This window comes from Actinotalea sp. C106 (genome assembly GCF_023630195.1).
Taxonomy (GTDB): domain Bacteria; phylum Actinomycetota; class Actinomycetes; order Actinomycetales; family Cellulomonadaceae; genus Actinotalea.
The window spans coordinates 1-9,375 of record NZ_JALPKN010000120.1; the positions used below are offsets into that span (position 1 = coordinate 1).

At 72.0% G+C, this 9,375-nt stretch carries 10 protein-coding genes and 1 pseudogene; 4 read left to right on the forward strand and 7 right to left on the reverse strand.

The window, feature by feature from the left end; all coding sequences use genetic code 11:
* Positions 1-213: pseudogene (locus L0B03_RS09580) on the reverse strand (amidohydrolase); the annotation flags it as partial.
* A 56-nt stretch (positions 214-269) separates the two neighbouring features.
* Entirely contained in the window at positions 270-1,418 is a 1,149-nt protein-coding gene (locus L0B03_RS09585) for a mannose-1-phosphate guanylyltransferase (protein ID WP_250445584.1), read from the reverse strand.
* Positions 1,419-1,608: 190 nt separating this feature from the next.
* Here L0B03_RS09585 and sdhC point away from each other — a divergent pair, with 190 nt between their 5' ends.
* From sdhC to L0B03_RS09605, 4 genes are all read left to right on the forward strand, one after another.
* Positions 1,609-1,992 (forward strand): succinate dehydrogenase, cytochrome b556 subunit, encoded by a 384-nt coding sequence (gene sdhC / locus L0B03_RS09590; RefSeq protein ID WP_308200033.1) that lies wholly within the window; start codon positions 1,609-1,611, stop codon positions 1,990-1,992.
* Entirely contained in the window at positions 1,992-2,450 is a 459-nt protein-coding gene (locus L0B03_RS09595; protein WP_250445585.1) for a succinate dehydrogenase hydrophobic membrane anchor subunit, read from the forward strand. Before sdhC ends, L0B03_RS09595 begins: the two co-directional genes overlap by 1 nt.
* A 68-nt stretch (positions 2,451-2,518) precedes the next feature.
* On the forward strand, positions 2,519-4,300 hold the full coding sequence (sdhA, locus tag L0B03_RS09600) for a succinate dehydrogenase flavoprotein subunit (protein WP_250445586.1): 1,782 nt from the start codon (positions 2,519-2,521) through the stop codon (positions 4,298-4,300).
* Entirely contained in the window at positions 4,300-5,073 is a 774-nt protein-coding gene (locus L0B03_RS09605; RefSeq protein WP_250445587.1) for a succinate dehydrogenase iron-sulfur subunit, read from the forward strand. The genes sdhA and L0B03_RS09605 overlap by 1 nt, the downstream gene beginning before the upstream one ends.
* A gap of 49 nt (positions 5,074-5,122) precedes the next feature.
* On the opposite strand, the gene L0B03_RS09610 is transcribed toward L0B03_RS09605, so the two are convergent.
* From L0B03_RS09610 to L0B03_RS09630, 5 genes are all read right to left on the reverse strand, one after another.
* The gene (locus L0B03_RS09610; protein ID WP_250445588.1) at positions 5,123-5,668 is read right to left on the reverse strand and encodes a 2'-5' RNA ligase family protein; all 546 of its coding nucleotides are present in this window, start codon (positions 5,666-5,668) and stop codon (positions 5,123-5,125) included.
* Entirely contained in the window at positions 5,665-6,705 is a 1,041-nt protein-coding gene (trpS, locus tag L0B03_RS09615) for a tryptophan--tRNA ligase (RefSeq protein ID WP_250445589.1), read from the reverse strand. Before trpS ends, L0B03_RS09610 begins: the two co-directional genes overlap by 4 nt.
* 48 nt (positions 6,706-6,753) lie before the next feature.
* The gene (locus L0B03_RS09620; RefSeq protein ID WP_250445590.1) at positions 6,754-7,161 is read right to left on the reverse strand and encodes a twin-arginine translocase TatA/TatE family subunit; all 408 of its coding nucleotides are present in this window, start codon (positions 7,159-7,161) and stop codon (positions 6,754-6,756) included.
* Between the two features lie 26 nt (positions 7,162-7,187).
* Positions 7,188-8,558: a S1C family serine protease gene (locus tag L0B03_RS09625; protein ID WP_250445591.1), complete on the reverse strand. Its 1,371-nt coding sequence runs from the start codon at positions 8,556-8,558 to the stop codon at positions 7,188-7,190.
* Positions 8,546-9,375 (reverse strand): hypothetical protein (locus L0B03_RS09630; RefSeq protein WP_250445592.1); only part of this gene is annotated, 830 nt, incomplete at its 5' end. The genes L0B03_RS09630 and L0B03_RS09625, both read right to left, overlap by 13 nt.

The following is a 9,375-nucleotide window of genomic DNA, read 5'->3' on the forward strand; positions in this document are numbered from 1 at the left end:
CTTGGTGACCGCACCGGGGCCGATGTCGCAGATCAGCCCGGTCCCGGGCAGCCGCCGCGGCTCGAGGCCCGCGGCACGCAGCCGCTGCATCACCACGTCGGTCGTGCGTCGCTCGGTCCGCCCGACCTCGGGGTGGGCGTGGAGGTCGCGGCGCAGGGCCACGAGCTCGTCGTCGAGGGCGTCGACCCGCGCGTTGACGCGGTCGGCGGTCATGGTCCTGGCGTCGTCGAGCACCCCCCGAGACTAGGCGCCCTGCGCGGGGCCCGTCGTCAGAGCAGGTCTTCGCGACCCCGCTCACGCACGGCGTCGACCACGGACCGCAGCTCCTGGGCCCGGGCCCGGGTGGTGACGAGCAGCGCGTCCGGGGTGTCGACCACGACGACGTCGTCGAGCCCGAGGAGCGTCACGACGCGGCCGCTGCCAGCCACGACCACTCCGCCCGCGGCGTCGAGGCTGACCACGTCCGCGGCGTCGCCGAGAACCCTCGGACCGGTGCCGCGCTCGGGCAGCAGGGTCGAGAGCGAGGCGAAGTCACCCACGTCGTCCCAGGCGAAGTCCCCGGGGACGACCGCGACGCCTCCCGCGGCGGCGACGGGTTCGGCGATCGCGTGGTCGATGGCGACCTTCTCGAGCGTGGGCCAGACCTCGGCCATGAGGTGCTCGCGCTGGTCGGTGTCCCAGCCTGCGGCGATCCGGCGCAGCCCGTCGTGCAGCGCGGGCCGCTGCTCGGCGAGGTGGTCGAGGAGCACCTGGGCCCTGGTCACGAACATCCCCGCGTTCCAGCGGTACTCCCCCGAGGCGAGGTACGCGGCCGCGGTCTCGGCGTCAGGCTTCTCGGTGAAGCCCCGCACGTGCCGCGCCGAGGGCGCCCCGTCCACACCCAGGGGCTCCCCGGCCCGGACGTACCCGAAAGCCGTCGACGGACCCGTGGCCCGGATGCCGACGGTGACCACGTAGCCCGCCCGGGCGGCGGCGACGGCCTCGTGCACCGCCGCGGCGAAGCCCGGGCCCTGGTCGACGACCTGGTCGGCCGCGAAGGACCCCAGGACGACGTCTCCCTCCCGCTCGAGCAGCACGGCGGCGGCCAGGCCGATCGCGGCCATCGAGTCCCGTGGGGAGGGCTCGGCGAGCACGGCGGAGGCGCCGAGACCGGGCAGCTGGGCCAGGACGGCCTCACGGTGGCGCTGGCCGGTGACGACCACCACGCCCCCGGGACCGGTCAACGGCTCGAGCCGGTCGACCGTCGCCTGGAGCAGGGTGCGGCCGGACCCGGTGAGGTCGTGCAGGAACTTGGGCGCACCGGCTCGGGACAGCGGCCACAGGCGCGTCCCGGCCCCGCCGGCGGGGACGACGGCGCGCAGGCCCAGGGCGGGGACGGCACGGTCGGCAGGGTCGGTGGGGTCCTCGCGGGGGGTCATGACGAGGCATCATGCCACCGGGGGCAGGACCGGCACAGCGGCCTGTGGGATTGGTCACAATGCGTACCGCAGGGGGACCGAAGACCCATGACCACCACGGCGGGACCGCCAGGGGCAGTTAGAGTCGAGCCGTACAGTGACATGACCCGGGAGACGCAGACGTCTCCTCGACCTGCCGGGAGGATCCCCAGTGCCCGAAGCGCCGGCTGGCACGCTCTACCGCGGCCGCGAGGGGATGTGGTCCTGGGTCGCCCACCGGGTGACCGGGTTCCTGATCTTCTTCTTCCTGCTCGTCCACGTGGCCGACACGTCTCTGGTCCGGGTGTCCCCCGAGGCCTACAACGCCGTCATCGGCGCGTACAAGAACCCGATCATGGGCCTGGCCGAGGCGGGCCTGGTCGCCGCGATCGTCTTCCACGCCTTCAACGGCATCCGGGTGATGCTCGTCGACTTCTGGTCCTCGGGTCCGCGCTACCAGCGCGTCATGCTGTGGATCGTGCTCGGCCTCGTCGTCGTGACGATGGCAGCGTTCCTTCCCCGTCACCTCATGAACGTCTTCGGAGGGGGGCACTGATGAGCGAGACCACGGCCGCTCCCGAGCTGGCGGCACCCCGTGCACCACGCAACCGCAGGTCGACGCGGACCAACTACGAGCTCTACGGCTGGCTCTTCATGCGCGCCTCGGGCGTGCTGCTGCTGGTGCTGATCTTCGGCCACCTCTACATGAACCTGATGGTCGGGGACGGCATCAACGCGATCGACTTCGCCTTCGTCGGCGGCAAGTGGTCCTCGCCCCTGTGGCAGACCTGGGACCTGCTGATGCTCTGGCTCGCGATGATCCACGGCACCAACGGCGTGCGGACCATCATCAACGACTACGCCGAGCGCGTGGGCACCCGCGTGGTCCTCAAGAGCGCCCTGTACCTCGCCTTCACGATCACCGTGGTGCTCGGCACCCTGGTGATCTTCACCTTCGAGCCGTGCCCGGCCGGCGCAGACCCCGAGCTCCTCGCCTCGATCTGCTTCCCCTGAGCACCGCTGCTCCTGGCGTCTGAGATGCCCCCGCTGACCTACTCGATCGACGAAGGACTGATCCCCTGATGCAGACCCACCAGTACGACGTCGTCATCGTCGGCGCGGGGGGCGCGGGGATGCGAGCAGCGCTGGAGTCCTCCACGCGTGCCCGCACCGCGGTGCTGACCAAGCTCTACCCGACCCGCTCCCACACCGGCGCTGCCCAGGGCGGCATGTGCGCCGCCCTCGCCAACGTCGAGGAGGACAACTGGGAGTGGCACACCTTCGACACCGTCAAGGGCGGCGACTACCTCGTCGACCAGGACGCTGCCGAGGTCATGGCCAAGGAGGCCATCGAGGCGGTCCTGGACCTCGAGCGCATGGGCCTGCCCTTCAACCGCACCCCGGAGGGCCGCATCGACCAGCGACGGTTCGGAGGGCACACGCGCAACCACGGCGAGGCGGCCGTCCGCCGCTCCTGCTACGCCGCGGACCGCACCGGGCACATGATCCTGCAGACGCTGTACCAGCAGTGCGTCAAGCAGGAGGTCTCGTTCTTCAACGAGTTCTACGTGCTGGACGTCCTGCTCACCGAGGACCTCTCGACCGGCGAGGTCCCCGAGGGCACCCCGGTCCGCGCCTCGGGCGTGGTGGCCTACGAGCTCGCCACGGGCGAGATCCACGTGTTCCGGGCCAAGTCGGTGGTCTTCGCGACCGGCGGCGCGGGCAAGATCTTCAAGACCACGTCGAACGCGCACACCCTCACCGGGGACGGCATGGCCCTGGCCCTGCGCCGTGGCATCCCCCTCGAGGACATGGAGTTCTTCCAGTTCCACCCGACAGGCCTCGCGGGGCTCGGCATCCTGCTGTCGGAGGCCGCCCGCGGTGAGGGCGGCATCCTGCGCAACAGCGAGGGCGAGCGCTTCATGGAGCGCTACGCCCCCACCATCAAGGACCTCGCCCCACGTGACATGGTCGCCCGGGCGATGGCCAACGAGGTCCGTGAGGGACGCGGGTGCGGCCCCGAGAAGGACTACGTCCTGCTCGACCTGACCCACCTCGAGCCGGCGCACATCGACGCGAAGCTCCCCGACATCACCGAGTTCGCCCGCACCTACCTCGGCGTCGAGCCCTACACCGAGCCCGTGCCCGTCTACCCGACGGCCCACTACGCGATGGGCGGGGTACCCACGACGATCGACGCCGAGGTGCTCCGCAACCCGACGGACGTGGTCGGCGGGCTCTTCGCGGCGGGAGAGGTCGCCTGCGTCTCGGTGCACGGCGCCAACCGGCTCGGGACCAACTCGCTGCTGGACATCAACGTCTTCGGCAAGCGGGCGGGCATCGCCGCCGCGGCGTACGCCGCGACCGCCGACTGGCTCGACCTCCCCGAGGACCCGACCGCCCTGGTGATCGGCGAGATCGAGCGGATGCGGGACAAGGCTCAGGGCGAGCGGGTCTCGGACGTGCGCCGCGAGCTCCAGGAGACGATGGACGCCAACGCCCAGGTCTTCCGCACCGCCGAGTCCCTCGAGAAGGCCCGTGACGACGTCCGTGCCCTCAAGAAGCGCTACCTGTCGGTCAGCGTCCAGGACAAGGGGCGACGCTTCAACACCGACCTGCTCGAGGCCCTCGAGCTCGGCTTCCTCCTCGACCTCGCCGAGGTCGTGGTCGCCGGGGCCCTGGCCCGCGAGGAGTCGCGAGGGGGCCACTTCCGTGAAGACTTCCCCACCCGCGACGACGAGAAGTTCCTGCACCACACGATGGCCTACCTGCGCCGGGGCGCGACCCCTGACGAGACCGAGGTCACCCTCGGGACCAAGCCGGTGACCATGACCCGCTACCAGCCGATGGAGCGTAAGTACTGATGACCGCAGTCCTGGAGAACTCCGCCGAGCCCGACGCCACCCCCGAGGTGGGCGCCGTCCCGAGCTTCGACGTCACCCTGCGCATCCGCCGTTTCAACCCGGAGGCGAGCGAGGCTGCGGCCTACTGGGAGGAGTTCACGGTCACGGCCTACGGCACGGACCGTGTGCTCGACGCCATGCACAAGATCAAGTGGGAGGTCGACGGCTCCCTGACCTTCCGCCGGTCCTGCGCCCACGGCATCTGCGGCTCCGACGCGATGCGCATCAACGGCCGCAACCGCCTGGCCTGCAAGGCGCTGCTCAAGGACCTCGACCCGAGCAAGCCGATCACGATCGAGCCGATCAAGGGCCTGCCCGTGGTCAAGGACCTCGTGGTCGACATGGAGCCGTTCTTCGCGTCCTACCGCGAGATCATGCCCTTCCTCATCACGAGCGGGAACGCCCCCTCCGCCGAGCGGCTGCAGTCCGCCGAGCAGCGCGAGCGCTACGACGACACCACCAAGTGCATCCTGTGCGCGGCGTGCACCTCGTCCTGCCCGGTGTTCTGGAACGACGGGCAGTACTTCGGACCCGCGGCGATCGTCAACGCCCACCGCTTCATCTTCGACAGCCGCGACGAGGGCGCCGAGCAGCGCCTCGAGATCCTCAACGACAAGGAGGGCGTGTGGCGCTGCCGCACGGTCTTCAACTGCACCGAGGCGTGCCCCCGGGGCATCGAGGTCACCAAGGCGATCCAGGAGGTCAAGCGGGCGATGATCACCCGCGCCTTCTGACTCTCGCACCCGTCCTTGAAGGGCCTGTCAGCAGCTGCTGACAGGCCCTTCAGGTGTCCGCAGCGAGGCTGAAGGACCGGACGGGTCGCCACACGCCGTCGTCGCCGTGCTCGTAGACCTGGATGCTGTCCACCGGGAACGTGGCGTCGAAGCCCGCCAGGTCCTCGAAGGCCTTGTCCAGGGCCTCCTCGGGGACGTCGTGCGCCACCGTGACGTGCGGGTGGTAGTTGAAGCGGACGTCCTGCGCCAACGGCCCCGAACGGACGGCGCTCTCGAGCTGCTCGCACTCCGCGATCCCCTGGACCACCTGCACGAAGACCACGGCCGAGACGGGGCGGAACGTCCCGGTCCCGCGCAGGTGCACCGTGAACGGCGCGTGCCGCTTGGCGACGTCGGTCAGGTGGTGCCCCACGACCTCGAGGTCGTCGGGGTCCACGACGGTCGGTCCCAGCAGGGTGACGTGGGGCGGGATGTCCTGCGCCAAGGGATCACCGCAGGCCGCGCGCGCACGCTGCAGGGCAGGGCCGTAGGGGGGCGGGACCTCGAGGGCGACCCCGATCCGCACCTGACCCTCAGCCCGCTCCGGGAGCCTCACGCGCGAGCACCTCGGGCCGGCAGCAGGCCGATGCGGTCGTAGACCCGGGCCAGGGTTCCTCGGGCGACGTTCCGGGCCTTCTCGGCCCCCTCAGCGAGGACGGCGTCGAGGGCGTCGGGGTCAGCCAGGTACCCGTGGACCTTCTCCTGGAAGGGCGTCACGAAGGCCACGACGAGGTCAGCCAGGTCGACCTTGAGGTCCCCGTACCCCTTGCCCTGGTACTGCTCGACGAGGGCCTCGACCGACGTACCGCTCAAGGCCGAGTGGATCGTGAGCAGGTTCGCGACCCCGGGCTTGGCCTCGCGGTCGAACCGGATCTCGCGCTCGGTGTCCGTGACCGCCGAGCGGATCCGCTTGGCGATGGTCTTGGGAGGGTCGAGCAGGTCCACGAGGCCCGTGGGGGTCGAGGTCGACTTGCTCATCTTCGCGGTCGGGTCCTGCAGGTCGTAGATCTTGGCCGTCTCACGAACGATGTGGGACTGGGGGACCACGAAGGTCTCGCCGAACCTGGCGTTGACGCGCTGGGCGAGGTCCCGGGTGATCTCGAGGTGCTGCCGCTGGTCCTCGCCGACGGGGACCAGGGCCGCGTCGTACAGCAGGATGTCGGCGGCCATGAGGACCGGGTAGGTGAAGAGGCCGACGGTGGTCCCCTCGGCCCCCTGCTTGGCGGCCTTGTCCTTGAACTGCGTCATGCGCGAGGCCTCGCCGAAGCCCGTGTGGCACGAGAGCACCCAGGCGAGCTCGGTGTGCTCGGGGACGTGGCTCTGCACGAAGAGCACCGAGCGCGAGGGGTCGACGCCCGCGGCCAGGTACTGGGCGGCGGTCCGCCGGGTGCGCTCACGCAGCACGGCAGGGTCCGGCCCCACGGTGAGCGCGTGCAGGTCCACGACCGTGTAGTACGCGTCGTAGTCGTCCTGGAGGGCCACCCAGCTCGTCAGGGCGCCGAGGTAGTTGCCCAGGTGGAGCGAGTCCGAGGTGGGCTGCATCCCGGAGAGGATGCGTGGCCGTGCCGAGGTCGAGTGCGCCGCGTTGGACATGCAGAGCATTCTGACAGGTTCGGGCCGACGATCAGGACACGGCCACCCTCAGGTGGCCTCGTCGTCGAAGGGGGCTCCCGCCTCGATCGAGGCCTCCTCCTCAGGGCCGGCCGCCGTCACGGCCGCCCCGGCTCCGAGGGCCGCGGCGGTGCCCGCCGACCTGGAGGCGTGCTCCCAGGACCGGTTCTGGTCAGGGACGGTGGGCTCGTCGAGGAGAGCCTCGCGGACGATCCGGCGCGGGTCGTACCGCCGCGGGTCGAGCGAGGCCCAGTCGACGTCGGCGGCCTCCTCGCCCAGCTCGGCGGCGACTCGCTCCTTGGCCGTACCGACGAAGCCGCGGGCCGACCGGACCCAGGCCCCGAGCTGCTCGGCGTAGCGAGGCAGCCGTTCCGGGCCCACCACCAGCAGGGCGACGACGAGGAGGATGACGAGCTCCGCCCCGTTGATCCCGAACACCGCGTCAGCCTAGCCCTGCCACGCCGTCACCCTCCGGACAGCTCGGAGAGGACCACGCGGACCTCGCGCTCCTCGTCCCCCGCGCGCAGCGTCAGGACCACGGCGTCCCCCGGGGCCTTGGCCCTGATCGCGACGATGAGCTCGTCAGCCTCCGTGACCGGCCGTCCGTCGATCTCGACGATCACGTCCCCCGGCTGGATCCCCGCGCGGTCGGCGGGGCCGTCGGGAGTCACCGGTTGCTGCCCCTGCTGGGCCTCGGTCGAGACCTGGACCCCCTCGCCGTCGTAGCGCGAGTCGAGCAGCACACCGATCACGGGGTAGGTCGCGGTCCCGGTCTCGATCAGCTCCTCCGCGGTGCGGCGTGCCTGGTTGGACGGGATCGCGAAGCCGAGGCCGATGCTGCCCCCGGTCGCGCTCAGGCCGGGGGGCTGGGCGATCGCCGAGTTGATGCCGATGACCTCGCCGGTCGCATCGACCAGCGGGCCCCCCGAGTTGCCGGGGTTGATCGCCGCATCGGTCTGGATCGCGTTGATGAAGGCGGTCTCCTCGGCGTCCCCGGCCGCGACCGGTCGGTTGAGCGCGCTCACGATGCCCGTCGTGACGGTCCCCTGCAGTCCCAGGGGGGCGCCGATCGCCACCACGGGATCACCGACCACCACGGCGTCGGAGTCCGCGAGCGCCAGGGGTGTGAGGCCCTCGAGGTCGACCTTGAGGACCGCGAGGTCGTACTCGCTCGTCCGTCCGACGAGCTCGGCCGCGTGCTCGCTGCCGTCGGAGAAGAGCACGGCGATCTGCGCCCCGCCCTCCGCCGCGACGCTGACCACGTGGTTGTTGGTGAGGATGTAGCCGTCCTCGCGCAGCACGAAGCCCGAGCCGGTGCCGCCCCCCGCGGAGCCCCGGACCTCGATCGACACGACCGACGGCAGGACCTGGCTCGCGATGTCGGCCACCCCGGTCAGCTCGGGGCCACGCTCACCGTTCGCCGAGACGGGCAGGGGGACGTCGCGAGGAGCCGCGTCGACGTCGAGCTGCTGGAAGCCCCAGCTGCCCAGGGCCCCTGCGACCAGCGCGAGCACCACGACCAGGACGACGGCGCCGGCACCCAGCCCACGACGGCTCTGCTCGCGGGGACCAGGCTGCGGACGCCCCCAGCTGTCGAGCGGCGGCATCGGTGCGGCCGGGACGCGCTCCTCCGGGGTCCCCCGCGTGCTGGTCTGCTCCCACGTGGTGCTCGCCCAGCCGGGGCTCGGCGCGGGCCCCGGCGACGACTGCCCGGCAGGGACCGCCGGGGGCGACGAGGGGGCAGGGGCAGGAGAGGGCCCCCGCGCGGGATCGTCGCGACGGGGATAGCCCGACGGCGGGGCGAAGGGGTTGTTCTCGGTGCTCACGGGTTCCATGCTCCTGCCACGGTGCGCCACCCGCGCGAGATGCGGGCCGGGACGCCGGAATCGTAGGTGCGGTCGGGGTGCGCGGCGATGAGGAGGTTGACGTCGGCCTCGGGCACCTCGGCGACCACCGAGATCACCGTGTCCCCCGACTGCCAGACCCCGTGCCAGGGGGAGGTGGAGAGCACGTGGACCTCGCGGCCCTCGACCTCGACGACCCGCGTGCCCGCCAGGGCCGCCGCGTCGAGGAGGCCGTGCTGCTGGGTCAGCACCACGGTGCCGCGGCTCCCCCGGAGGTCGAGCTCGAGCTCCCGCGCGCCGTCCTCCTCGACCCGGAGGTCGGTGACCTGGTAGCCCTCGGGCAGCCCGACCGGGCAGGTCCACCCGTGCTCGCGCATCCACGCCAGGACCCCGTCGACCGAGTCGACGGCATCGAGGCTCCCGGGCTGCTGGCCCCCGGCCCCCGAGGAGATCGGCACCACACCCTCGGTCGAGCTCGCCCCCGGGGCCTGCGCCAAGAGCGTGAGGGCGGCCGCACGATGGGCCTCCGGGGTCACGGTGGGCTGCTCCCCGAGGCTGAAGAGCCCCGCTGCGACCACCCCGACCCCCAGGGCTGCGGCGCCCAGCACCCGGCCGGGGATCCCCCGTCGGCGTCCGAGGGTGCCGTCGAGGCACCCGGGCGGCACCCCTGGTCCGTGCGACCCGGGGAGCGGGATCGAGTCGTCAGCAAGACGCGCGACGGGCCGGGACGCGGTCCTGGCGCGGGGGCCACGGGTGGGGCCGGGCGGCACGTCGGCCCGGTCCGTCGCCCCGAGGGCCACCAGGCGCG